General features: G+C 59.0%; 25 protein-coding genes. 16 read left to right on the top strand and 9 right to left on the bottom strand.

Annotated features, from left to right (window positions below):
- Nucleotides 1–258, bottom strand: a 258-nt coding sequence (locus G485_RS0110360; protein ID WP_027092500.1) for a transposase, incomplete at its 3' end; no start/stop codon positions are given.
- A 150-nt stretch (nucleotides 259–408) separates the two neighbouring features.
- On the opposite strand from G485_RS0110360, the gene G485_RS0110365 reads away from it, so the two are divergent.
- From G485_RS0110365 to infC, 5 genes are all read left to right on the top strand, one after another.
- On the top strand, nucleotides 409–1,293 hold the full coding sequence (locus G485_RS0110365; protein ID WP_027092501.1) for a basic amino acid ABC transporter substrate-binding protein: 885 nt from the start codon (nucleotides 409–411) through the stop codon (nucleotides 1,291–1,293).
- A gap of 69 nt (nucleotides 1,294–1,362) precedes the next feature.
- Entirely contained in the window at nucleotides 1,363–2,010 is a 648-nt protein-coding gene (locus G485_RS0110370; protein ID WP_027092502.1) for an amino acid ABC transporter permease, read from the top strand.
- Nucleotides 2,011–2,026: 16 nt separating this feature from the next.
- Complete coding sequence (locus G485_RS0110375) at nucleotides 2,027–2,749, top strand: amino acid ABC transporter ATP-binding protein (protein WP_027092503.1); 723 nt, start codon at nucleotides 2,027–2,029, stop codon at nucleotides 2,747–2,749.
- 78 nt (nucleotides 2,750–2,827) lie between these two features.
- On the top strand, nucleotides 2,828–4,072 hold the full coding sequence (locus tag G485_RS0110380; protein WP_027092504.1) for a DUF445 domain-containing protein: 1,245 nt from the start codon (nucleotides 2,828–2,830) through the stop codon (nucleotides 4,070–4,072).
- A 27-nt stretch (nucleotides 4,073–4,099) separates the two neighbouring features.
- Nucleotides 4,100–4,630 carry a translation initiation factor IF-3 gene (gene infC / locus G485_RS25945; protein WP_035155636.1) on the top strand — a complete coding sequence of 177 codons (531 nt, stop codon included), beginning with the start codon at nucleotides 4,100–4,102 and terminating at the stop codon, nucleotides 4,628–4,630.
- Here the strand turns inward: infC and G485_RS31625 are convergent.
- Nucleotides 4,623–4,730 (bottom strand): helix-turn-helix transcriptional regulator, encoded by a 108-nt coding sequence (locus G485_RS31625; RefSeq protein ID WP_476695851.1) that lies wholly within the window; start codon nucleotides 4,728–4,730, stop codon nucleotides 4,623–4,625. The two genes, infC and G485_RS31625, sit on opposite strands and share 8 nt — an antisense overlap.
- A gap of 65 nt (nucleotides 4,731–4,795) precedes the next feature.
- On the opposite strand from G485_RS31625, the gene G485_RS31470 reads away from it, so the two are divergent.
- From G485_RS31470 to G485_RS0110410, 4 genes are all read left to right on the top strand, one after another.
- Nucleotides 4,796–5,248 (top strand): hypothetical protein, encoded by a 453-nt coding sequence (locus tag G485_RS31470; protein WP_420805750.1) that lies wholly within the window; start codon nucleotides 4,796–4,798, stop codon nucleotides 5,246–5,248.
- Nucleotides 5,152–6,210, top strand: a complete 1,059-nt coding sequence (locus G485_RS0110400) for an acyl-CoA dehydrogenase family protein (protein ID WP_027092506.1) — start codon at nucleotides 5,152–5,154, stop codon at nucleotides 6,208–6,210. Before G485_RS31470 ends, G485_RS0110400 begins: the two co-directional genes overlap by 97 nt.
- 130 nt (nucleotides 6,211–6,340) lie before the next feature.
- Nucleotides 6,341–6,817, top strand: a complete 477-nt coding sequence (locus G485_RS25950; protein ID WP_051318168.1) for a hypothetical protein — start codon at nucleotides 6,341–6,343, stop codon at nucleotides 6,815–6,817.
- Between the two features lie 68 nt (nucleotides 6,818–6,885).
- Nucleotides 6,886–7,392: a hypothetical protein gene (locus G485_RS0110410; RefSeq protein WP_027092507.1), complete on the top strand. Its 507-nt coding sequence runs from the start codon at nucleotides 6,886–6,888 to the stop codon at nucleotides 7,390–7,392.
- Nucleotides 7,393–7,932: 540 nt separating this feature from the next.
- Here the strand turns inward: G485_RS0110410 and G485_RS0110415 are convergent.
- The 3 genes from G485_RS0110415 to G485_RS0110425 all read right to left on the bottom strand — a co-directional run bounded on the left by G485_RS0110415 (nucleotide 7,933) and on the right by G485_RS0110425 (nucleotide 12,843).
- Nucleotides 7,933–8,907 (bottom strand): aldo/keto reductase, encoded by a 975-nt coding sequence (locus G485_RS0110415; RefSeq protein ID WP_027092508.1) that lies wholly within the window; start codon nucleotides 8,905–8,907, stop codon nucleotides 7,933–7,935.
- A 169-nt stretch (nucleotides 8,908–9,076) separates the two neighbouring features.
- The gene (locus tag G485_RS0110420) at nucleotides 9,077–12,346 is read right to left on the bottom strand and encodes a DEAD/DEAH box helicase (RefSeq protein WP_027092509.1); all 3,270 of its coding nucleotides are present in this window, start codon (nucleotides 12,344–12,346) and stop codon (nucleotides 9,077–9,079) included.
- Nucleotides 12,347–12,549: 203 nt separating this feature from the next.
- A complete protein-coding gene (locus G485_RS0110425; RefSeq protein WP_027092510.1) occupies nucleotides 12,550–12,843 on the bottom strand; it encodes a hypothetical protein in 294 nt (97 codons plus the stop codon).
- Between the two features lie 162 nt (nucleotides 12,844–13,005).
- On the opposite strand from G485_RS0110425, the gene G485_RS0110430 reads away from it, so the two are divergent.
- Both G485_RS0110430 and G485_RS25955 read left to right on the top strand, forming a co-directional pair.
- Nucleotides 13,006–14,877, top strand: a complete 1,872-nt coding sequence (locus G485_RS0110430; RefSeq protein ID WP_051318169.1) for an LTA synthase family protein — start codon at nucleotides 13,006–13,008, stop codon at nucleotides 14,875–14,877.
- A 49-nt stretch (nucleotides 14,878–14,926) separates the two neighbouring features.
- Entirely contained in the window at nucleotides 14,927–15,580 is a 654-nt protein-coding gene (locus G485_RS25955) for a phosphatase PAP2 family protein (RefSeq protein ID WP_035155639.1), read from the top strand.
- A 79-nt stretch (nucleotides 15,581–15,659) separates the two neighbouring features.
- Here the strand turns inward: G485_RS25955 and G485_RS25960 are convergent, their stop codons facing one another.
- Nucleotides 15,660–16,253 carry a TetR/AcrR family transcriptional regulator gene (locus tag G485_RS25960; protein ID WP_051318170.1) on the bottom strand — a complete coding sequence of 198 codons (594 nt, stop codon included), beginning with the start codon at nucleotides 16,251–16,253 and terminating at the stop codon, nucleotides 15,660–15,662.
- Nucleotides 16,254–16,483: 230 nt separating this feature from the next.
- Here G485_RS25960 and G485_RS0110445 point away from each other — a divergent pair, with 230 nt between their 5' ends.
- Nucleotides 16,484–17,956: a DHA2 family efflux MFS transporter permease subunit gene (locus tag G485_RS0110445; RefSeq protein WP_027092512.1), complete on the top strand. Its 1,473-nt coding sequence runs from the start codon at nucleotides 16,484–16,486 to the stop codon at nucleotides 17,954–17,956.
- Nucleotides 17,957–18,349: 393 nt separating this feature from the next.
- On the opposite strand, the gene G485_RS0110450 is transcribed toward G485_RS0110445, so the two are convergent.
- The 3 genes from G485_RS0110450 to G485_RS0110460 form a co-directional block, all read right to left on the bottom strand.
- A complete protein-coding gene (locus G485_RS0110450) occupies nucleotides 18,350–19,384 on the bottom strand; it encodes a PAS domain-containing sensor histidine kinase (protein WP_084423249.1) in 1,035 nt (344 codons plus the stop codon).
- Between the two features lie 76 nt (nucleotides 19,385–19,460).
- Nucleotides 19,461–20,120, bottom strand: coding sequence for a response regulator transcription factor (locus tag G485_RS0110455; protein ID WP_027092514.1), 660 nt, complete (start codon nucleotides 20,118–20,120; stop codon nucleotides 19,461–19,463).
- Between the two features lie 39 nt (nucleotides 20,121–20,159).
- Nucleotides 20,160–20,642 (bottom strand): GAF domain-containing protein, encoded by a 483-nt coding sequence (locus G485_RS0110460; RefSeq protein ID WP_169732305.1) that lies wholly within the window; start codon nucleotides 20,640–20,642, stop codon nucleotides 20,160–20,162.
- A 240-nt stretch (nucleotides 20,643–20,882) separates the two neighbouring features.
- On the opposite strand from G485_RS0110460, the gene G485_RS25965 reads away from it, so the two are divergent.
- The 4 genes from G485_RS25965 to G485_RS0110480 all read left to right on the top strand — a co-directional run bounded on the left by G485_RS25965 (nucleotide 20,883) and on the right by G485_RS0110480 (nucleotide 23,787).
- Nucleotides 20,883–21,434 carry a TQO small subunit DoxD gene (locus G485_RS25965; protein WP_051318171.1) on the top strand — a complete coding sequence of 184 codons (552 nt, stop codon included), beginning with the start codon at nucleotides 20,883–20,885 and terminating at the stop codon, nucleotides 21,432–21,434.
- A gap of 137 nt (nucleotides 21,435–21,571) precedes the next feature.
- Nucleotides 21,572–22,612: a LacI family DNA-binding transcriptional regulator gene (locus G485_RS0110470; protein ID WP_027092516.1), complete on the top strand. Its 1,041-nt coding sequence runs from the start codon at nucleotides 21,572–21,574 to the stop codon at nucleotides 22,610–22,612.
- 18 nt (nucleotides 22,613–22,630) lie between these two features.
- Nucleotides 22,631–23,083, top strand: a complete 453-nt coding sequence (locus tag G485_RS0110475) for a VOC family protein (protein ID WP_027092517.1) — start codon at nucleotides 22,631–22,633, stop codon at nucleotides 23,081–23,083.
- Nucleotides 23,080–23,787: an SDR family oxidoreductase gene (locus tag G485_RS0110480; protein WP_027092518.1), complete on the top strand. Its 708-nt coding sequence runs from the start codon at nucleotides 23,080–23,082 to the stop codon at nucleotides 23,785–23,787. The genes G485_RS0110475 and G485_RS0110480 overlap by 4 nt, the downstream gene beginning before the upstream one ends.
- The last annotated feature ends 263 nt before the right edge of the window (nucleotides 23,788–24,050 follow it).

The raw sequence follows: 24,050 nt of genomic DNA on the forward strand, positions 1-24,050 counted from the left end.
CATGGGCAGTAGTTGATACAGTTCCCGTTCGGAGTGGTTGAACAGATACGAAAGCAACGTCAGTCGGACGATCCGCTCCGGATCGGCAGCGGGACGCCCAGTACTCTCCGTATACAGTGGTGCCACCCAATCATAGACCATAGAGAAATCGATAGCTTCGTTCAACTGGCGCAAAATGTGCTTTTTCGGCACGAGTTCATCCATGTCGATGAATTGGAACAACTGAGGCTGGATGGTCGACGACTTACTTGCTTTCATGCTCAATCACTCTTTCAATGGTCGTGTTACTGTATAATTCGACAAAACCGTGGTAAAAGCCTGCTTGGCGGACTTTTTCACCGGACTTCTAAACCCTCTAATTACTGCTAAAATCATGTTAAATTATTTGACATTATCGGAGGTCGAGCCATGAAAAAGTGGTCGGTTTTGGCAATCTTTATGGTATTGATGCTGGCAGCCGCCGGTTGCGGCAAAGGGAATAACGCCGGCACGAGCGCGAGCGAAGCGGCCGCCTCTCCCTCTGCCGAAGCTTCCGGAGGGGCAAGCGCGCCGGCCGGCGCCTCGGCCGATGCCGATGTCGTCTACAAGATCGCGACCGACGCCAGCTACGCGCCGATGGAGAGCATGGATAAAGACAAAATCGTTGGCTTCGACGTCGACTTCCTGGATGCGGTCATGAAGGAGGCGGGGCTGAAGTACAAATTGGAGAACGTCGGCTGGGACCCGCTGTTCGCGGATCTCGACAAAGGCAAATCGAGCGCGTACGACGGCGGCATCTCGGCGATCTCGATTACGGACGACCGCAAGCAATCCTACGAGTTTTCCATTCCCTACTTCGAATCGAAAAATATGATTCTGACCAAGGAAGGAAGCCCGATCAAGAACGCGCTCGACCTGAAGGACAAGAAAGTGGCCGTTCAGGGGGCGACGACGGCCGAGGAGCTGATGAAGGGCATCATGGGCAACTCCAATACGAATCTGAAGCGGTTCGACAGCAATACGCTCGCGCTTCTGGAGCTGGAGAACAACGGAGTGGACGCGGTCGTGGCCGACTTCGCCGTCGTGCAGGCTTACGTGCAGAACAATCCGAACAAGAAATTCGTAGCCATCGAAGACAAGGCCAACTTCACGCCCGAATACTACGGCATTATTTTCCCTCAAGGCAAGGCTGATTTGAAAGCGAAGCTGGACCCTGCCATCGAGAAGTTCCGGGCAAGCGACGAATATAAGGCCATGTACAAGAAATGGATCGGCGTCGAGCCGGATACGACGGATCTGGTCAACGCGAAGTGAACCGATTCCGGACATCAGCATGCGTGCGGCAATATGGCGCATGCTTTTTGACGTGGAGGAGAAGAGAGCATGGACTTTCGTTTCGACATCGTTTGGGGTTACGCCCCCTTGCTGCTCAAGGGAACCGGGCTGACGGTCGGCATCTCGTTCGTCTCGATTTGGCTCGGCGCCATTCTCGGTCTCGGGATCGGGTTCGGGAAAATGTCGCGAAAAAGCTGGATCAGCTGGCCGGTCAGCGCGTACGTCAATTTTTTTCGGGGAACGCCGCTGATCGTGCAAGCGTTGATCGTTCATTATATTGTCATTCCGCCCATCCTAGGAACGACAAATGCAATTGTCGCCGGGATCGTCACCCTCTCTCTCAATTCCGCCGCCTATACGGCGGAAATTTACCGTGCGGGCATTCAATCGATCGACCGTGGCCAGCGGGAGGCCGCTTACTCGCTGGGCATGACCCCCGGGCAAGCGATGCGGTTCGTCATTCTTCCGCAGGCGGTCAAGCGGATGATTCCCGCCTTCGGCAACGAATTCATCGTGCTCGTGAAAGACTCCGCCATGCTCGCCTATATCGCCGTACCGGAACTCATGTACTGGAGCAACGCGATGAAGGGTCAATATTTGAAAGTGGTGGAAGCGTACACGACGGCCGCGCTCGTTTACTTCATCCTCACTTATTCGCTCAGCAAGCTGCTGCAATTCGTCGAGAGGAGGCTGTGACGCGATGGGGGACCCGATCATTCAGGTGACGGATCTGTGCAAATCGTACGGCGCGAACACCGTGCTTCGGAGCGTCAATCTCGAGGTGCGGCGCCAGGAGGTCGTCGTCGTCATCGGCCCTTCCGGCTCGGGCAAGTCGACGCTGCTTCGCTGTTTGAACTTGCTGGAGGTGCCCGAACAAGGGGATATTCGGATAGAAGGACGCTCGCTCCTGGACAAGGGCGTCCGCATTACGGAAATTCGGGCGGAAGTAGGAATGGTGTTCCAGCGGTTTAACCTTTTTCCCCATATGAGCGTTCTGGACAATATTACGCTGTCGCCCGTTCGCGTCCGGAAGCTGCCCAAGGAGCAGGCCGCGGTCAAGGCGTTCGAGCTGCTTCGCAAGGTCGGGCTGGAAGACAAGGCGAACGCCGCCCCCGATTCGTTGTCCGGCGGCCAGGCCCAGCGGGTCGCGATCGCGCGGGCGCTGGCCATGGAGCCGAAGATCATGCTGTTCGACGAGCCGACGTCGGCGCTCGATCCGGAGATGGTGGGCGAGGTGCTCGCCGTCATGAAAGAGCTGGCGGCCGAAGGGATGACGATGGTCGTCGTCACGCACGAGATGGGATTCGCGCGCGAGGTGGGGGATCGGGTGCTGTTCATGGAGCGGGGAAGCATCGTGGAGGAGGGGACGCCGCAGGACGTGTTCGATTGTCCGCGCGAGGAGCGAACGAGGCTGTTTTTGTCCAAGGTGCTGTGAAAGCAGGGGCTTTGATCGATACGGCCTCCTCAGGGTAAAATAAACCATATCGAACATTTGCCCGACAAGGAGCGCACGATGCCTAGAAAACCGAAACATACGGCGGCGATATCGCTCGGCGTGATGGCGGCGGGGTTCGCCGCCACCTTTCCGATAGCCGGCCACGGGGCGGGCGCGCTATTGCACGGAGGCTTCGAGGCGGGACTGGTCGGCGGCCTCGCCGATTGGTTCGCGGTGACCGCGCTGTTCCGGCGGCCGCTCGGCCTGCCGATCCCGCATACCGCGCTGCTGCCCCGCAACCGCGATAAAGTCGTTCGTTCGCTCGTCTCCGCGATGGAGAACGAGCTTCTGACCAAAGAGAGCATCAAGTCGAAAGTGAACGAGTATTTGGCTCCGGCCAAGATGATCGGGTTTGCCGAACGGCATCTGGATCAAGCGGCCCGCGCAGTCGCCGTCCTGGGCGATTATGTGCTGCGCCATCTGCCGCTGGAACGGTTCGTCCCGCCGCTGGCGAAGGGGCTTGAGCACAAAATACGCGAATGGGATTCCGTCTCGTTGCTGCGGTTCGTCAGGGATGAGATTACGGCTCGCGGATACGAGGAGAAGGCGCTGCAATTTCTGCTGGCCAAGGCGGAGAACGTCGTCGCTCAGGACGCGGTTCGCTATCAGCTGGGAACGATGGCGGCGGAAGCGCTGGGCAGCGTTCAGGCGAAGGGGCTCATGGGCTTTGCGGTCAACGCGTTCGTCGGCTTTATGAGCGAAGAGAAGCTGGGGGCCATGCTGCAGAACGTCATTTTGAACCATTTGCGGGACATGCGGCAATTCGAGGAGCATCCGCTGCGGCGGCTCGTTCTCGCGGAGATGCGCAAGGCGATCGAACAGTTGCCGGACAACGAGGCTGTCGTCCGGGAGCTGGATGCGGCCAAAGCCGGTTTGCCGGAACGGTTGAACCTGGAAGCGCGTTTGCTGAAGTGGGCGGAAGAGCTGCGAAGCCAAGCGCTCGAACGGATTCGCGAGCCCCGGTTCGCGGACGAGATCGTGCGTCCGGCGCTGGAAGGTCTGGTCGCTCGGTTCAAGGAGGAGCCGGACTCGCTCGTTCCGCTTCGCCAATGGGCGCAGGACCGCGTTGCGGGCGTCGTCGACGCGAACCATGCGCGAATCGGCCAGCTCGTTCGCGAAAATGTGGACAAGCTGGACAACGAGACGCTCATCCGGATGCTCGAGGACAAGATCGGCGGCGACCTGCAATGGATTCGCGTCAACGGGGCCGTATGCGGCTTCCTGATCGGTCTCGTTCTGGAAGGGATCAATCTGCTGATCTGAGCGCCTGACGCCTGGAGGTTATCATCGATGATTATGAACGAACGGATCAAAGCTTCGGAAGTCCGTCTGACCGGCGTGGACGGGGAAGATTTGGGCGTCGTCTCCCGAGCCGAAGCGCTGGAGCTCGCCCGCAGGCTGGGGGTCGATCTCGTGTGCGAATCGCTCTACAGCAGCCCGCCTCCATGTCGGTTGATCGGCAAGGGGACCGCCAAGGACCGGCTGAACAAGGAACGCCGGAATGAGCGTCGGGAAGGGCAAGCCCCGAAGGCCAAGGAGATTCGGTTGACGCCTCAAATCGAGGAGCACGACTACGAGACCAAGGCAAGGCAGGCGGGCAAGCTGCTGGAAGCCGGGAACGCCGTCCAGTTGGTCGTCAAGCTCGGCAACGCCAAGGAAGGGGCGGCGGCGAAGGAGCTGCTGGAGCGCTTGGCGCGGGATTTGTCGCCGAACGGCGCGAAGGAGACGGGCGTTCAGGTCAGCGGCAAGCAGGCCGCCGTCCGCCTCCGTCCTTCCGCCTTGCGCGATAGGCAGAGGGGGACAGGCCCGTATGCTACTTGAACGCCTTGGAGAACGAGAAAAGATCCGGGTATCCGACGGATTGGGCGATCTCGGACAGCTTGTATTCCGTCTGATCCAGCAGCAGCCTGGCCTCGTTCATTTTGGAACGAATCGGAGCACCGCAAATACATTCGCAAATCGCTGCAGCGCTTCGCCAATTCCCGAATGGCCGACAAGGTCGCCCGGGTCGGCCGGTCCCCCTTGCGCAAGCTGGCGGCGACCGACCGCCTCGTCCGACCGGCCCTCCAGGCCGCCGCGTTCGGCATGGAGGCTCCCCATCTCGTCTCGCTCATCTCCGCCGCGCTGCTGTTCGATTACGAGCTTCGGCTTCGCCGCTGCCGCATGACGCAAGCCTCGGCCCTGTATTATACTGGGCTGAGGCTGTTTTTTCGGCTGCAGCGCTTCTTTCGCCGGAAAGGCATCGGGAACTCGCACGGTGCCTTTGCCCGAGAGCATTCGTTAACGCGGGAAGGCCGAACCGTTTTCGCCCCATTCAACAATCGGGAAGGAAGAATGGCATTATGTTCTTGTACGATAACGAGCAAGCGGAGAAAATTCGCGAACATTCGCAGCGGATGGAGCAGCGCGGGGAGATCGAGCCTTGGTTGCTGGAGCTGACGTACGACGCCAAGCTGTTCAAGGCGTTCGTCCCGCGCGAGCTGGGCGGGCTTGCGCTTGGGCTGCCGGAGGCGCTGCGGCTGTTCGAGCGCGCGTCCTGGATCGACGGCGCCTTCGGCTGGCTCGTCACGATCGGCTCGGGCGGCGGCTTCTTCTGCGCGACGCTGCCGGAGCGGGAGGCTGCGGCGCTGTTCTCGGGGCGCGAAGCCGTGCTCGCGGGCAGCGGCCTCCCGACCGGGACGGCGAAGCCGGTCGAGGGGGGCTACAGGGTGAGCGGACGCTGGAAGTTTTGCAGCGGCTCGACATACGCAAGCTTTTATACCGCCAATTGCATGATCGAAGGCGAAGGCGAACCGCGCATGCGTTCGTTCGCGTTCCTCCCGGAACAGGTGGAGGTGATCCGCGACTGGAATTCGCTCGGGCTGCGGGCGACGTCCAGCCATTCGATCGCGGTTCGCGACGCGTTCGTGCCGGAGAGCATGACCTTCGACATCGCCTCGGAGCCCCGCTACGACGACCCGATCTATCGCGTTCCGTTCCTTCCGTTCGCCCAAACCTCGTTTGCCGCGGTCTCGATCGGGATCGCCCGTCATTTTCTTGAGGAATGCCGGTCCTTTGCCGATCTCAAGGCTCCCGAATGGAGCGCGGCCCAGCCTCGCCGCCTGGAAGCGCTGCTAGGCGCCGTCGAAGCGCAAGAGAACAGGCTGAACGCGGCATGCGATCGATTCTACGCCGCGGTCGAATCGTCCTGGGCGGCGTTCGTTCGGGAGGGAGCGCTGCCGGATGTGCGCTGGGACGAGGTCGGCCGCGTCAGCCAGGAAGCGGCGGGCGAAGCCCGGAGCGGCGCGCAGGCGGTGTTTCCGCTGCTGGGCATGACGGCGCTGCTGAACGATCACCCGCTGAACCGCACCTGGCGCGACCTGCACACGGTGACGCAGCATTCCGTCCTTCTGTCTCTATAGAGCCATTGAAGGCATCTGCCCTAATAGAACGAGCAAGCCGCCGCTTCCGCATGGATAAAAAGGTCTTGACCGGACGGAGCCGAAGGAATAGAATTTTACGGACAAATGCATGTAAAGGAATCGGGATAGAATGAAGCTTAAAGCACTCGCAGCCTGCTCGTACATCGGCTTTGCTTACTTCTTGTCGGCGCACGTCCCGGGGTTTCACCCGCTTTTTTTTCCCACGCTAGGCGCATTCGCTTACTTGTTCATTACACGCGCGGCTACGTTGCGGGAGATGGGCCTCGCGGCATGCCGGGCGGTCGTCGTCTCCTTCGCCGGCTCGGTCCTGTCGCAGCTGCACCCCAGTACGGTGTTTTTCGTCGTCAACGCCTTATTCGCATTCTGGCTCATCCACTGGCGGAAGTGGAACATGCCTCCGATCATGGCCGTCTCCTTCATTCCGTTCTTCGTGCACGCCTCCGATCTGTGGAGACTTCCGGTGTTTACGGCGGCGGCGATCTCGGGACTTGCGCTTACGCTCGCGCTGGCGGCGGTCGTCGGGAGGATGTGCGCCCTGCAGACGTTTCAAGAGGCATCCGGGGTTCACGGCACGAGCGCTGATTGAACGCGCGTCATGCAACTTGATAACAGGCGTATCCGTATAATCCTGTAAATGGAAGGGAGAGGGTGCGGTTGGAGCTCTATTTTCGCGATAATTTCTTTAATAGCGGGTTGACGGACATTTTGGACGCATCGGAGGGGCATGCGGGGTCGTTGGATTTGAAAAGCGCGTTCGGCGCGTCGCTGGACGTATACGGCCCGGGCGGAGAGCTGGCGTACAGCGGAGGGTTCGGCTTTTTCTCGTCCAAGTGGACCGTCAGCGATGCGAGCGGGCAGGAAGTCGGCTTGCTTCGCGAACGGATGGCGTTCTTCTCCAAGAAGTATACGTACGAGGCGTTCGGACGGGGCGAATACGACATTTTGTCCCCGGCGTTCTCCAGAGAATACGAAGTGGTGGACGGCGAAGGACGCCAAGTGGCCCGCTTCGATCAGGTGAACGGTTGGTTCTCCTCCGGCGCGTTCCGCTTGGAGAACCGGTCGGAAGAGCTGGACAGTTACGAGCTTGTCGCCGTCATTATGGGCATGCACGCCATTCAGAAGCGCGACAACGCCCGGCGCAACCAAATAAACGGCATATAGGCGGCACGGAGTCGCTAGCTTTGCATAAAAACTTCGGATTTTTGTCCAGGATCCTTCAGGGGATGTTTATTCCATCCAAAGTCCCTTCTCGCATGGGTACTCCGAGATTTAATCGGGATTTGCTTTGGCTCTTACGGACCGAGGATCCGTAATTTCTCGCCTGGAAGCTTATTTAAGCAATGGAACGGACACAGGATCCGTTATTTGCTTCAAACCGTGCCTCCAACGAGGAAAATCCGACGCATAGCGGAACGAGGGTCCGTTAGAATGTAAAAAACGCGATTTTTGGGCAAATAACGGCCTCTGTGTCCGTTTGGGTTCGGAGTCACGCTCGGTCATGTACCATGAAGCCCTAAAGACGCCGAAGACGTGTTTGCTTGTGGAAAAATAGCTTGACAACTTATGCAAAGCTAGCGGTACGGAGTCCGTTGCAGGACCAGGTGGCTGGGCAAAACCGAGGGCTGTCCCGGAAGGTCGGAGAAGTCGACCGTTCCGGAGACAGCCCCTTGTCTATCATTTGCGGCGCCGCGCGCGCTTACGTTACGGCAGCGGTCGGCCGCGGGAGCTCAAATAGAGCGAATACCATTCCTCGCGGGTCAGCTCGATCTTCTCGGCTTCGCCGCAATTGCGGATGCGCGCGGGATTGATCGTGCCGATGACGGGCTGGATGCCCGCCGGATGCTTCAGAAGCCAGGCCAGCACAATCGCTTCGCGCGAGGTGCCCTTCTGCTCGGCCAACTGCGCGACGAGCTCCGCCGTCTTGACGACGTTCTCGTTTTGCCCGTCCAGCGGCCGGCCGGACAGCAAGCCTTTGGCCAGCGGGCTCCAGGCTTGAATTTGAATGTTCTCCAACCGGCAATGCTCGAGCGTGCCTTCCGGAAAGTAGTTGTCGCGAGAAGCCAGCTGGTTGACGTGAACGCCCTGGTCCAGCCAGCCGATGTGCAGCAGGTTGAGCTCGATCTGATTGACGAGAATCGGGTCGTCCATCGAAGTCTGGAGCAGCTTCATCTGGCCGGCGCTCATGTTGGAGACGCCGAAGCCGCGAACTTTGCCCGCTTCCTTGAGCCGGCGGAACGCTTCGGCGATCTCGTCGGGGTCCATCAGCGGATCCGGGCGGTGCAGCAGCAAAATATCGATGTATTCGACCCCGAGCCGGCCGAGAATGCCGTCGACGCTATTCAGAATGTGCTCGCGGGAGAAGTCGAACCGGTGCGGCTTGCCGGGCCCTTCCTCGAAGCGGATGCCGCACTTGGATTGCAGATAAATCCGTTCGCGGAGACCGGGATTGCTTTTGAGCACTTCCCCGAAGACGATCTCGGCCTTGCCTCTTGTGTAGATGTCCGCATGATCGAAAAAGTTGATGCCGATCGACAAGGCCGCTTCGACCGCCTCGTGCCCTTGCTTGATATGCTCCGCTGTAATCGGATCGCTGTTCCAGCCGCCGCCGAGCGGCATGCAGCCCAGGGAGAGACGGCTGACGGGCATGCCGCGTTGCTGCAATGGAATCGGTTTCACGGATATCGACGCTCCTTTACTTGGGCTTGCTGATACGGCTTCATTATAAGGACTTCTTCCAAGAAAGGGAAGGGGCGAGCGGAATTGGCGCGCACCGGGAAACGCTGCGCGAAGCCGGCCCAAGCACGTCGGTTCGGCGGTGAGCGCCGCCGGCGCGCGGGCAGCTTCCCTAGATCATCAGCAGCTCGCGAATGTCTTCTTCGGTCATGGCCGACAAGGCTTCCTCGCCGGGCTGAATCACTTCGGCGATCAGGTCCTTCTTGCGCTTCTGCAGCTCAACCATCTTCTCCTCGATCGTTCCCTGCGCGACAAGCCGGATCACCTGGACGACCTTCTTCTGCCCGATCCGGTGCGCTCGGTCGGCCGCCTGCTGCTCGACGGCGGGGTTCCACCACAGATCGTACAGGATGACCGTATCGGCTCCTGTCAGATTGAGGCCCGTGCCGCCGGCCCGGAGGGAGATGAGGAAGATGTCCCGCTCGCCTTCGTTGAAGCGGCGGCAGAGCTCGACCCGCTCCTGCGCGGGCGTCTGGCCGTCCAAGTAGAAGAAGGAGAGGCCGCGCAGCGCAAGCTCGTTCTGAATGAGATGCAGCATGGACGTGAATTGCGAGAAAATGAGCATCCGCTTGCCGCCGCTCCGCGCTTCGTCGACGATCTCGAGCAGCTGCTCCAGCTTGCCCGAGTCGCCTTCGTAATTTTCCACGAAGAGGGAAGGGTGGCAGCAGAGCTGGCGCAACCGGGTGAGGCCGGCCAGAATCTTCATCCGGCTCTTCTGGAAGCCTTCGGTCTGCAGGCTCCGCAGCGTCTCCGCCTGCAGCCGCGCCAAATAAGCGACGTACAGCTTCTTCTGATCGTCGGTGAGCTCGGACAGCTGCAGCGTCTCGATCTTGTCCGGCAGCTCCTTGAGCACGTCGCTCTTCATCCGCCGCAGAATGAACGGGCGGACGCGTTTGGCCACGCTTTCCCGAGTCAGGGCGGCGAACGCCTTCCGGCTTCCGAACAGCTCGGGGAAGACGGCGTCGAACAGCGACCACAACTCGTCGAGCGAGTTCTCGATCGGGGTTCCGGTAAGCGCGAACCGGTAGCCGGCGCGCAGCAGCTTAACCGCTTGGGCCGTCTGGGTGGCGTGGTTCTTGATCGCCTGCGCCTCGTCCAGAATGAGCGTATGGAACCGCTGTTTCGCGTAGAGCTCCATGTCCCGCCGGAGCAGCGGATAAGAGGTGATCAGCACGTCGACGTCGTCCAGATCTTCCAGGATGCCGCTCCGCTCCTGCTTCATGCCGGCGGCGATGACCGCGTTCAGATCCGGAGCGAACTTCGCGATTTCGCTCTTCCAGTTGTAGAGCAGCGATGCGGGCGACACGATCAGCACGGGCAGGCCCGACTCGCGAAGCTGATCGCGCACGGATTCGATGAAGGCGATGCTTTGCAGCGTCTTGCCCAGACCCATATCGTCCGCGAGGATGCCCCCGAACCGGTAATGGGCGAGCGTCTTCATCCATTGATAGCCGAACTTCTGATATTCGCGCAGCACGGAAGAGAGCGACTCGGGAACGGGAAAATCCAGATTGTCCGGGTTGCGCATATTGTCGAGCAGCTGCCGCAGCGACCGGCCGAATTTGACGCTCTGGCCTTTGGGGCTAACCTCCAGAAGAGAGAGACCGCGGACGACCGACAAGTCGAACCGGGAGCCTTTGATTTCGCTCTTCCCGACGTCCATCTCGTCCATCAGCCGCGCGATCTCCCGGAATCCTTCGTCCTCCAGCGAGAGGAACCCTCCACCGGCAAGCCGGTAATACGATTTCTTCTCGACGAGGGTGCGGAGAATGCGGTGAATCTCCTGCTCGTCGATGCCTTCCATGTCGAAGCGGACTTCCAGCCATTGCGTGCGGGCGTCCACGTCGATCGTCAGCTTGGGAGGAGAGGGCGGCTGCAGCAGCGCCGCTCTCATGGGGGCGGTCGTTGTCACCCTGGCCAGCTTCTCAAGCTGCGGAAGCAGGCGGAACTGGAACCGGTAAAGCGACTCTTCTTCGTCCAGGTACAGCTCGCTGCCGTTATACTTGAAGTCGGCCCGCTCGATCAGGCTCATAATTCGCCCTTCCAGCTCGACGTCGCGCAGCAGAATGCGGTCGCCGGCCGCCCCTTCGCGGCCGCCGTCCGGGCGCAGCGGATCGATCTCGATGTCCCCGTACTTATAGGTCAGCCTGGCGAGCAGACGCTCGTTCACCCAGTCGAGATCGAGCCGGGCTTCGAGCGGGGGGCTTACGATTCGGTCGGAGATCGATTGGGCGATGGAGACGGTGCCGATTCGGCGCAGCCCCGGAATGACGCGGTCCATGAACGGCTCGATCTGGGCGGGCGGAATAAGCATCATCTTCGCCGGCCGGTAAGCGAACATTTTCTTCAATTCGTCGAGCCGCCGCATCGAAATGTCGTCCGTCCGGTGCAGAACGCATTCCGCTACGACGCAGCCGTAATTTTCCATGACAATCAGCCGGTCGAGGCCTTGAATGTCCAACTGGAAGCCGCCCCCCGGCGCCTGGTCGATCTCAAAGCGCAGCGGGATCGGCTCGTCGGTCGTGATGACGCCGTCCGCGGTGCGCATGCCTTGCTCGAACTTCACGTTCGCCTTCTCGAACAGCGGAAGCAGTTCCTCCCAGGCTAGCGGAGGGAGGATGAGCAGACGCTCGTGCTGAAGCGAATAGACGCCGCTGCCGCCGCGAAAGGCGTCGCGGTAGGCGGTCTCGCTGTGCGCGATATCGATCAGTTTGCGCACGATCGCCTCGTCCTCCGGCTTAAATGCGTGCGCCGCCGGATCGTAGGTGAACAGCTTGGCGAAGGCGTAAGGAAGCTGCTGCTCGATGCGGCCGAGAAACTCCTTGATCCGCTGGACGACATAGAGCCGTTTGGGCCCGACCCGCATCTCGATCGCAAACAACGGAGAGCGGCTGTAGTCGGTCACGGCTTTGCACGTAAATTCGACGTCCAGCCACGTTCGGGAGCCGGCGGGGGCCTCATCGCTTCCATAGGCGGAAGCCGGGGCGTTGTCGAACAGGGAAATGACGTTCTTGGCGAACTGAACGTCGCGGGTGGAGAAGCTGGGCTCGGGAGGACGCGGGGGCGCCGCGCTCTCCGCGGGCTTGGGCTCTGGCTCCGGCTGGGCGTTATAGAGATGGACGAGCACGGCGGCGATGTGCTCGCAATAATATTGGGAATGGCGGGAGGAGCAATCGCATCGGGCGTCCTCGACGCCGAACGAATCCATGACAATCCGGACGCTATGACGCGAGCTGCCCCATACATAGGCGTCGTAACGCCGTTCGGCTTCGACGAAGCCGACCTGCACGACGCGGTTGGCTTCGACGTATTTCAGTCCCCGATCGTAAGACTGCTGACCGCACAACAGTTTGATCTGCTGAAGCGAAAGCGTACGGCTCATCCGGTGTCCTTCCCCGCCCTTACAGAAGCGATTTATTATTAATATTTCATTATACCACAGAGTATAGCCGGCGAACGAAGAACGGCCGGGCGCGTTCAGGCGCTGCAAATGTCCCGATGACAACAAATGGCGGCGCATGGACAGCTTCCCATGCGCCGCTATTTAACACGCAAGCTGTACTTCATTGAACCGGCCTACGCTCCTTACTTCAAAGTAACGACATGAATGAGCTGCGGCGAAGCCGCCACTTTGATGACGCTGCGATCCTTGTCGTATTCCAGCTTGCCCGAGCCGGCTGCGGCATGGGACGAGGAGCCGAGAACGTAGAACAAGTCGTCGGCCAACGTGCGGATGCAGACGTCCCGTTCGGCTTCGTCCAGCTCGCTCCACTCCTCCGAGCTCATTTCGAACGTTTCGTAGCAATTCGGAATGTCTTCGAGCGCTTTGACCAGTTCGTCCAATATATCGTCATACGGCCTTGCATAACGGATGGCCATGCGAACACTTCCTTTCCTTGGCATCATTATACCTTATTAGCCGGATTTTAAGACGTCACGGTATTCGAGTCAAATCCTTCCCCGACTTTTTAATGCGCTTCAAATCCGCTATTATAAGGGGTAGACATTTTATATCGAGATGAACGGTTCGTTCTTCAGGAGATGATTGCGGTGGCGTTCGGACAACGTTTGAGGAGCTTGGCCTCCAAACCGTTTGTCTTTTTTTCTGTACTGATGGTTCTTAAAATCTACTTGGCGAGGTTCGTCGTCTTCGACGGGGGACACGTTTGGATGCCGCTCGCGACCGGAATTCCCTCCGTGTGGTTCGTGTTCTGCCTGGTGGAGCTGCTGTTCCCGAAGCGCAAGCTCGGGGCGTATTTGATCGTCGATTTGATTCTGACGAGCATCTATTTTGCGGTCATTATGTACTATAAATATTTCGGCGTCATCGTGACCTACCACGCGCTTCAGCAAGCCAACCAGGTCACGGAAGTGAAGGGCAGCGTGTTCTCGCTTCTGCATCCTTACTTTTTGTTGATTTACGTGGACATCGTCGTGCTGTTCTTCGTTCTGCTGTTCAGCCGCAAGGCCAGAGCGTGGGGGCGGAGCCTCGCAGTCCGGGAACGTCCGCGTCCGATCGGGGCGCTTGCTTTCCTGTCGCTGTTGGCCTGCATTTTCACCATTTGGCCGAACCGGGACAGCATGAACGAAATTTTGCAGGCCCGCAATATGGGCATTCTTAATTACGAAGTGTATGCGGCGTTCGCGTCTTCGAAAGACGAATCGGTCGACGCTACCCAGGTTACGCAGCAGGAAATCGCGAAGCTCAAAGGCGTTCAGACGCCCGCGACTCCCGCTTATTGGGGGGCGGCGAAGGGCAAGAACGTCATCGTCATTCAGCTCGAAGCGTTCCAAAATTTCCTGCTCGGGCTTAAGGTGGACGGGATCGAGATTACCCCGAACCTGAATAAGCTGATGAAGGAGAGCCTCTACTTCCCGCACTTCTTCCAGCAGGTCGGACAGGGGAACACGGCGGACGCCGAATTCGTCGTCAACACATCGTTTTACGTTCCCCAGCACGGAGCGGCTTCGCAGGAATACGCCGACAAGGAGCTGCCGAGTATGCCCCGGACGTTCGGGGAGAACGGCTACGAGACGGCCACGTTCCACACGAACAGCATCGTGTTCTGGAACCGCAAGGAGCTGTACAAAGCGCTCGGATGGGGGCATGCGTACGACAAGACGTTCTTCGGCGACGAAGATACCGTTATGTTCGCGGCTTCCGACGAAGTTCTGTACGACAAGACGGCCGACGAGCTGGCCAAGATGCAGAGCTCGGGCAAGCCGTTTTACACGCAAGTGATTTCGATGTCGGGGCACCATCCGTTCAACCTGCCGGAACGCAAATATAAGATGAAGCTTCCCGAACGCTTCGAAGGGACGCTTGTAGGGGATTACATTCGGGCGCAAAATTACGCCGACTGGGCGCTCGGCCAGTTCATCGACAAGCTGAAGGCGAACGGCGTATGGGACAACAGCCTCGTCGTCATTTACGGTGACCATCAGGGCTTGCCGATTTATTCTTTGACGAGCTACGAGAAGAAGCTGATGAAGGACGATATTTACCATCGCGAATACGGCATTCCGGACATGATGAACATCCCGCTCCTGATCAAGCTGCCCGGCGCCAATCCCGAATCGAGAGTGATCGAGCAGGTCGGCGGCCAATCGGACATTTTCCCGACGATCGCCAATCTGGCGGGCATTTCGCTCGCGAACCATATCCACTTCGGTCAGGACTTGCTGAATTCGACGCATAACGTGCTGCCGGAACGCTATTACTTGCCTACGGGTTCCTTCATTAACGATACCGACGTATTCGTGCCGGGCAAAGGCTTCGAAGACGGCACCTTACACCAGATTGGCGGGGAAGCGGACGGGAAGAGCGCGACCAAGGCGCAGTACGATCAGGCGCTGGAGCTGCTCAGCATGTCGGACGCTTATGTGCGTTCGCTTCCCGACCGCAAACCGTAATTTTTTAGAGAGAGAAAAAGGCTATCTTGAAAAGGGGGGGGCTTCAACCATGCTGCTCCGTTACAAAAAATACGCGCCTTTGCTGTTCATGCTCATTTTCCCGGTGCTCGGGGAGCTCTACGCTCTGGTCAACAAGCCGGGCCCAACGGTCTACCGGCTGACGACTCCGCTCGACAACGCGATTCCGTTCGTCAAATATTTCGCGGTGCCTTATTCGATCTGGATCGTTTATATTTACGCGTGCATCGTCTATTTCTTTATGAAGGACCTCCGCGTCTATTATCGTTCCTTAACCGTTTACACCTTATGCGCATTGGCTTGCTACTGCATTTACTCGGTGTTCCAAACGACGGTGCCCCGCCCCGAACTGGTCGGGGACGATATTTTCACCCGGCTTGTGGCGTACATTTACCACCGGGACCGGCCTTTCAACTGCTTCCCGAGCATCCATGTGTTCTCAAGCTACATGGTGTTCCGGATGATGGCCGACAGCGGCTTCCGCAACAAACGCAATGTCGCGTTTACCGCCTGCATGTCCGCGCTCATTATACTGTCCACGCTGTTCGTCAAGCAGCATGCGATACTGGACGGATTGGCCGCCATTGTGCTCGTCGAGGTCGTGTTGGCCTTCGTCTTGGCGGCCGAGCGCTACTGGGTCGGAGGGCAGGCGGCCGAGCGTCGGAACAGCACATACGGAGCTTGAAGTTGGAAAATGCAAAACCCCGGACCGGATCGGTTCGGGGTTTTGCTGTTCGCAGAGACGCAGGGGGCTCGCTGCTCTATTATTGGCCGGCGTAAAGCTTGCGGTACTGCCGCCGGATCTCTTCCTTGGAGAAGCCGAGCTCCTTGCGCAAGTGCAGGTAGCCAGCCGGATTGATGGAGCAGAGGATGACGTGGGCGGCGATGGACGGTTCCCCGTCGGCCTGTTTGCCGCCGGAGCTTTCTTCGATCAAACGGGTTAGCGTGTCCTTCAAATAAACGTATATCGGCGACCGGAAAAAGACGGAGGAGTCTTCTTCGCACATATAAACGTTGTGAAGCGGGATGAGCAGCTGGCACTTGTCGTCGATAAAGTCGATAATAATATCGATGACGCCGCCAAGGCGCTCCTTCGCCGACAGGACATTCGCGTTCAATTGCAAATAGGAGTCGATCGCGTTCATGACGGCGCGATTGTTGTCTTCCATCAGATCGCTGCACAGCTCTCCCTTGTGCGCATACCTTCTGTACAGCGTCCCTTGTCCGATTCCGGCCGTCTTCGCGATCTGGTGCATGCTGACTTCCTTGACCCCATGCTCGGCGAACAGGGCTTGAGCGGTTTGCAGAATAAGCCGGCGGTGTTCGGCGGCATCGCTGCGTTCCCGGCGTATCGGCATCGTTCTCACTCCCGGTTTTCCAAATTTAACATATCTGCGTATTGACATCCGGACAATTGTCCGGTAACATCGTAGTTAAGCGGACAATTGTCCGCTTGAATAAAGGCGTACTTACTGAAAATAGTCCATATCCCCTATTGTAACGCGATCGTTCGGTACGGTCAACGGAAGCGATGGGTTAGAGAGACTAGACAGACGGTGTGCCTATCCAAGGAGAGTGGAGAGAAGGCATGTCATCGCAAGCCAAGCAGGAGAGCGCTTCGGCGCCAACGTCGATGGGAGCCATCCTGGCGCCTCTGGTCGCCATCATCGTCGGATTGTTCATGGTTATATTGGACGGAACGGCCGTTAACGTGGCCATTCCGAAGCTGCAGGAGGACTTCGGCAGCTCCTTGTCGCTCGTGCAATGGACCGTAACCGGGTATGCTCTCGCCCAAGCGGCCGTTATTCCGCTGGCCGGCTGGCTGTCGGACCGGTTCGGGGCGAAGCGGGTATTCCTCATTTCGGTCGCGCTGTTCACCGTCGGATCGCTGCTCTGCGCGCTGGCCCACACGGCGGAGCTGCTCATTCTGTTCCGCGTCCTGCAAGGACTGGGCGGCGGCGTCGTCATGCCGATCGCCATGGCGTTCGTCTACCGGATCGCGCCCAAGGACAAAGTCGGCGCCGTGATGGGCATGATGGGCATTCCGATTCTGCTTGCGCCGGCGCTCGGCCCGGTACTGGCCGGTTGGCTGGTCGATTACGCGAGCTGGAACTGGATCTTCCTGCTTAATCTTCCCATCGGCGTCATCGCGGTGTTGACCGGCATTCGCACGCTGCCGAATATCGAGCGGCAATCCGTCGCTTCGCTGGACCTGCTCGGCATTATCCTGGCCCCATTGGCGTTCGCCGCGTTGTCCTACGGCGTGACGCAAGGAGCGACCAGTTGGACCTCGACGGAGACGCTCGTCGGAATCATAGTCGGCGCCGTCGCTCTGATTCTGTTCATCATCGTCGAGCTGACCCGCCAAAATCCGCTGCTGGAGCTTCGCGTCTTCCGTTCCGGCAACTTCACGCGCGGCATTCTCGTGCAGTGGGTGTCGCAGTTCGCGCTGTTCGGCACGTTCTTCCTGGTGCCGCTGTTCCTGCAGCAAGCGCATGGTTATTCCGCGTTCAAGACCGGCCTGATCATGCTGCCGCAGGCAATCGCCTCGGGCGTGTTCATGCCGATCGGCGGCAGGCTGTCCGACCGCTTCGGCGCCCGTCCGCTCGTGCTGGCCGGCATGGTGTTCGTGGTGATCTCGGCGTTGATTCTCTCGAACATGAACGCAGACGACGGCATCGTCATGGTCATGCTGCCGCTGGCGATGCTCGGCGCGGGCATGGGGCTGTTCATGATGCCGCTCAATACGCACCTGATCCAATCGGCGCCGCAGAACCTCGTCGGACGGGTGACGTCGCTGACGAACGCGGCTCAACAAGTCGTGTCTTCGCTGGCCATCGCCACGCTGACGACGATCTCCGGCAACAAGATGAAGGATCTGCTCATCGAAGGCCAGAAGCAGGCGCCCGGCATCGAAGATTGGACCGCAGCATTCAACTACACGTTCTTCATTCTGATGTTTATCGCCATCGCAGGCGGCATTCTCGGCCTGGTGCTTCGCAAGCCGAAGGTCGATCCGAACGCGGAGAAGTCGGCCGAAGTGCATATGATGGTCGGCTGACCGCTTGCAGCAAAAAAAGCCATTCGTTCCGCGCGCGAGGCGCCGGACGGATGGCTTTTATACGATTGGACGACCCCCAGGGCATTGGACCTTGGGGGTCTGAGCTTAAGCGCAACCGCGCGACTTTTCCTAATCACTTGCACGAAAACAACGATAGCCCTACCTCTCCATTGTTCTTGCGGTTCCGAGACCGCGCCAGTGAGAATTCGTGTTCCTTCCAGCAGCCAATTCATTCGGTAATCAAGGAATGTGTGGGAAACGAAACGGAGGCCTATTTCACCCATTGAGGAAAACATCAGAGGGTTACACTTAATTTAATACTTAACTATACGGGTGTTCGAGTTATTTGTCAATCATTTTCGCGGCAGTATTTGACGGTTTATAAAAAAGGGGTTACCGGGGGACCTTCGGCAGCGATACGGCAACGACGGTCCCCTCTCCCGGCACCGAGTCGATCAAGGCGTGCCCTCCGACGCTGCGCGCCCGCTCCTCCATGCTGAAAAGACCCACGCCCTGCATCGAAGGCATCAGAATAAAGCCGATACCTTTGTCTTCGATTCGGGCGTGAACGGAATCTTCCGTCTCCCATACGTCCACGGCGGCTTCCGTCACCTTCGCGTATTTGCCGATGTTCGTCAGCGCTTCCTGAATGATTCGGTAAAGGGCGGTCTCGATGTGGCGGTCGTACCGTTTCGACAGCCGGCAAGAGAGCTGAATCCGGATGCCGTAATGCTGGGAGAACATCTCCGCATAGCTTCTCAGCGCCGGTCCGACGCCCAGATCGTCCAGCACGGACGGCCGCAGCTCCCAGGCGAGTCCCCTTACTTCTTCGATAACGCCCGTCACGTCGCGCCGCAGGCTCTCCAGTTCGGGCGAATGACCGGGCTGCGCGAGAAGGCGGTCGATCCGGATCGCCAGGCCGAACAAGCTTTGCCCGATGCCGTCGTGCAGCTCGCGGGAGATCCGCTTGCGCTCCTCCTCCTGGATCCGCATCATGCGCGTCATCATCTTCTGCAGCTCTTCTTCGGCTTTTTTGAGCGGAGTGACTTCGTTGCGGATGGCCAAATATTGATAAGGCTGCCCGCGGTCGTCCAGAAACGGAACGATCGTCGTATAAACCCAATAGAAGCTCCCGTCCTTGGCCCGGTTGCGGATCTCCCCGCGCCATACTTCGCCGGACTGGATCGTGCGCCAGAGCTCCCTCATGAACGATTTGCTGTGGTAGCCGGAATTGACGATCCGGTGGTCGTTGCCGAGCAGCTCGTCGCGGCTGTACTTCGAGATCTCGCAAAATTTATCGTTCACATATTGAATTTTGCCTTTGCGGTCCGTCACCGCCACGATGGACGATTCGTCAAGCGCGAGCTTGAGCTTGAGCAACTGGTTCAGCATTTGCTTGAGCTCGTCCCGGAACGATGGCTCCTCCATCGCGGAACCGTCCAATTGGGCCAGCAGGCTGCCGACGCTTTGGCCGATCACTTCGGGATAACGGTTGGCTTGGCGCTCAGACGTCAAAATTCAACAGTCCCTTCTTGTGCGCGTATTTGACCAGGTCGGGACGCGTCCGCAGCCCCAGCTTTTCCATCAGATGAGCTTTGTGGGTTTCGACCGTCTTGACGCTGATGATCAGATGCTCGGCAATCTCCTTGTTGGAGTAGCCTTTGGCAATCCAGGCTAACACTTCCCGCTCCCGGTCGGAGAGACTCTCGTACGAATCGGAGCCGTCGCCTCCGTGCTTGACGCGTTCCATATATTCGTGCATCAGACGCTTGGTCGCGGTCGGATACAGGTAGGCGTTGCCCGCCGCGACCGATTCGATCGCCGTCAGCAATTCCTCGTGAGGGGCGCTCTTGAGCACGTAGCCGGACGCTCCCGCATGGATGGATCGGAACAAATATTCGTCGTCGTCGTGCATCGTCAGAATGAGCACGCTCGTATCCGGAAGCAGCTTCTTCAGCTCGGCGGTCGCCGTCAGTCCGTCTTTGCCGTGCGGCATGCTCAAGTCCATCAGTACGACGTCCGGCTTCAGCTGCTGCGCGATGCGGATCGCCTCGTCCCCGTCCGCGGCGTCGCCGACGACCGTCAAATTCGGCTGGCCTTCCAGCAGCAGGCGCAGCCCCGTCCGCACTACGATGTGATCGTCCACCAGCATGATTCGGATCATCGCATTCTCTCCCCGCCCGTTCGCTTTACGTCTATCATATCAAGATGAAGGGGTAAAATGAATCGGGAATTCGGTCTCCCCGTAATCCCTCAATTGACCGAGCCATCGCGCGGAGAGCTGGACGACGAGAAGGTTCTCTTGCGAATAGGCGTGCAGCTGCCGATGGCCGACCAATAATACCCCGTGGACTTCGGCGCTTCCCGCAATCGGGTAAGCGGCCGCCGCTTGCAGCTGTTCGACCAGCATGAGCGGCGATTCTTCCCGCTTGCGCGCCGTATCCGGATCGTTCCCGTCCAGCACGAGCGGCCGGCCGATTCGCGTCACCGATCCTTCAAGCCCGCGCCCCAACCGGATGGTCAGCTTCCGATAGCGGTCGTCCGCGCAGCCGGAGGCGGCCCACCACGCCCACTTGCCGTCTTCCTTACGCTTCCAGGCCACGGCGGCCACATCCGCACCGATCAGCTCGCGAAGCAGATCCAATTCCTTTTGCACGAGATTGCGCACATTTTCCACTTCTCTCATCCTTCGTTCATTCGGCTTGATCCTTCCTGAACGGCCTGGCGCGATCTGCGCGGTCATTCCTATTGTAAAGTCTCGCGCCTTATCTGTAATTCGGGGAATTCCCCGAATTTCGGATCGGGGGGAAGGCGCCGGCTCCCGCATCGGGAAATAAGGAAGAAGCCCCTCCGATTTTCAGCGGAACTCCCGATGGGTGGGGAGAGAAGAAAGGGGTATGATGAAGCCAGAAGGGAGAGGATGAAGATGGTGAATTGGCTTCGAAATAACCGGTATGCAGCGGGGTTGCTGGTGCTGGTGCGATTGTATCTGGGGTGGAAGTGGCTGGATGCGGGGTGGCACAAGCTGACCGCCGACAAAGCGTTCGACGCATCGGGATTTCTGACGAACGCCGTGAACAAGCCGGTGCTGGAGACGGGGACTAAGAACGCGCTGTATCCCCATTACGTGGATTTCCTGCAACATATCGCCTTGCCTAACGTGAAGCTGTTCAATTTTCTGATTCCATGGGGCGAGACGTTGGTCGGCCTCGGCCTCATCCTGGGGGCGTTGACCACCGCGGCTGCGTTCTTCGGCGTGCTGATGAACTTCATGTTCCTGCTGGCGGGCACCGTATCGAGCAATCCGTGGCTCCTGCTGTTCGGCGCGATCGTCCTGTTCGCCGGAGCCAACGCGGGCAAATTCGGCTCCGACTACTATTTGCTGCCGCTGCTGAAACGGGCCGTTGCCAAAGGCTTCCGCCGAAACCGTACGCACAATCGTCCGGTCGATCCGAATGGGCTGCCGCATACGAATTGATCCTGCTGTTTGCGGTTGGTTCCCGTAGTTCAAGTCATTCCGAAGCTGCTGGAAGGGGCGACGATCACAAGTTGACGTCTTGCCGGCGGGCTGATAAGATGGTGTTGTAAACGCGCGTTCACAGAAATGAGGTCACGATGAGAAGCTCTGAGATCAATTCGGTGGAAATCGCCCGGCTGGCCGGCGTGTCGCGAAGCACGGTCAGCCGCGTTATCAACAATTATCCCAACGTGCCCCCGGAAACCCGGGAGAAAGTCATGAAGGTCATCGAGCAGTATCATTACGTGCCGAATTTGTCCGCTCAAGTGCTGGCCGGGAAGAAGACCCGCACGATCGGGCTCTTCATGATCGAAGCCGGGCACGTGTCCAGCGACATGCTGTCCAACATGCTGCTGGCGAGCATTATCGAGAACGCTTCCGCTTCCGGTTATTACGTGCTTACCCATATTATCCGCAATACGAGAGACGAAGGCGGCGTTCGGGGCATCAAGGATATTTTCTATCAACGCCGCATCGACGGCGGCATGTTCATCGGCGCCGCGAACGAGGAGCCGCTGATCGAGGAACTGGTCGACGAAGGCTTTATCGTCGGAGTGGTCGATCAGCATTTGCCGGGCCGGAACGAGGCGAATCGGATCGTCGTCAATTACGACAACGAGTACGGCATGAAGCTCGCAGTCGGGTATTTGGCGGAGATGAATCACCGCGAGATCGGCATCGTGAACGGCGACATGGCGCGTTACTCCGGCCCTTCCAAGTTTGAGGGCTTCCTCGCGGCCATGCGGCACCACGGTCTGGAAGTGCAGGATCGTTGGATTTTGCCGGGAGGCTTCCACGAGGAGGACGGCTATCGCGCGCTTCGAGCTTTCCTGGACACCGGAGAGCGGTTGCCGACGGCGATGGTCATGGCTAATGACAGCGTCGCCTTCGGGGCGATTCGAGCGCTGCGGGAGAGAGGCTTGTCCGTGCCGGAGCATTTGTCGATCGTCGGCTTCGACGATCATGTGCTGAGCGCCCGTTTCCAGCCGGCGCTCACGACGGTGAAGGTCGACTTCAACGGCATGATGAAGCAGCTGACCGAAGCCGTCATCCGGCGGATCGAAGGCGCGGAAGACACCGATATCGAGCAGGCCGCAAGCTCCCGGCTTATCGTTCGGGATTCTTGCAGAAAGTTATAAAACAAGGGAGAGTTTCGGATGAGCGGCAATTTAGGGAACCCTGTCATTACGCAGATCGGGCTGCTGGTGCACGACATCGAGAAGACCTCGCAGGCGTACGCGGACTTTTTCGGCGTCGAGAAGCCGCAATGGTTCTGGACCGATGCGGCCGACATCGCGCAGACCGAATATCGGGGCGAACGTTCGGAGGCGCGGGCGAAGCTGGCGTTCTTCGATATGGGCTCGCTCCAGCTTGAGCTGATCGAGCCGGACGATCGCCCGAGCACGTGGCGCGAGTCGCTGGACAAGAACGGCGAAGGATTCCATCATATCGCGTTCGTCGTCGACGGGATGAAGGAGAAAGTCGCTCTCCTGGAGAACAAGGGCTTCCCGCTGCTGCAGAAAGGCGAATATACCGGCGGGCGCTACGCTTATATCGACACGTTCAAAGACTTGAAAGTGTTGATTGAGCTGCTGGAGAACGACCGATGAACATTCTGATCACAGGAGCCGGCAGAGGGCTTGGGCTGGAGCTGACCAATCTGGCATTGGAGCGGGGGCATGCGGTAGCGGCATGCGTAAGAGACGCGAATGCGCCGTCCGACTCGCTTCGGGAGCTGGCTGCGCGCTACCCCGACAGCTTGCGAATCGAACAGCTCGACATCGTATCGGAGCCCGACGCGGAGCGGCTCGCCGAGCGGCTGAAGGCGGATTCCTTCCGGTTGGACGCCTTGGTCAACAACGCGGGCATCCTGCTCGGAAGGGCCGAAGGCATATCCGCATTATCCATGGACGACGTGCGGCGGACGTTCGAGGTCAATCTGTTCGGCCCTCTCACTGTCGCAAAGCATTTAACGCCGCTGCTGAGGGAAAGCGAGTCCGGGGCCGACATCGTCATTAACGTCTCCTCGGAGGCGGGCAGCTTCTCGGGGGCTTACGGCGGGGACTATCCCTACGCGCTCTCCAAGATCGCGCTCAATATGTTCTCCAAGCAATTGAACGAGGAGTTGAAGCTGAGGGGCATCCGCGTGCTGGCCGTTCATCCGGGCTGGATTCGGACGGACATGGGCGGCAGCAGCGCGCCGCTGAGTGCGGCGGACAGCGCCCGGGGCATCATGGGGCTTATCGAAGGCGCAACCGTCGTGCCGGAAGACGTATTCTTCGTGGATTACGCGGGGCGGCCGATGCCGCTGTGAGCGATAGGCGATCGGAGCAATCGGATGGGGAGACCCGTCCGGTTGCTTTGTTTTTATTCCTTCGCAAATCGACCGAACGTTCGACCGGACGTTCGATTTTTTTTGAAACGCAGCTTCTGCTGTCTCGTATAACTTCGTGATAACGTCCGAACGGCCTACATAATATTGTCTTTTGACTTTCGACCGATCGTTCGATACGATGGCTCGTAGATAACGTTGCGGTCAGGTTATGGGCTCGGCCGTAAGGACAAGCTGCTAGAAAG

The sequence above is a fragment of the Cohnella thermotolerans DSM 17683 genome, assembly GCF_000429825.1.
Lineage (GTDB): Bacteria > Bacillota > Bacilli > Paenibacillales > Paenibacillaceae > Cohnella > Cohnella thermotolerans.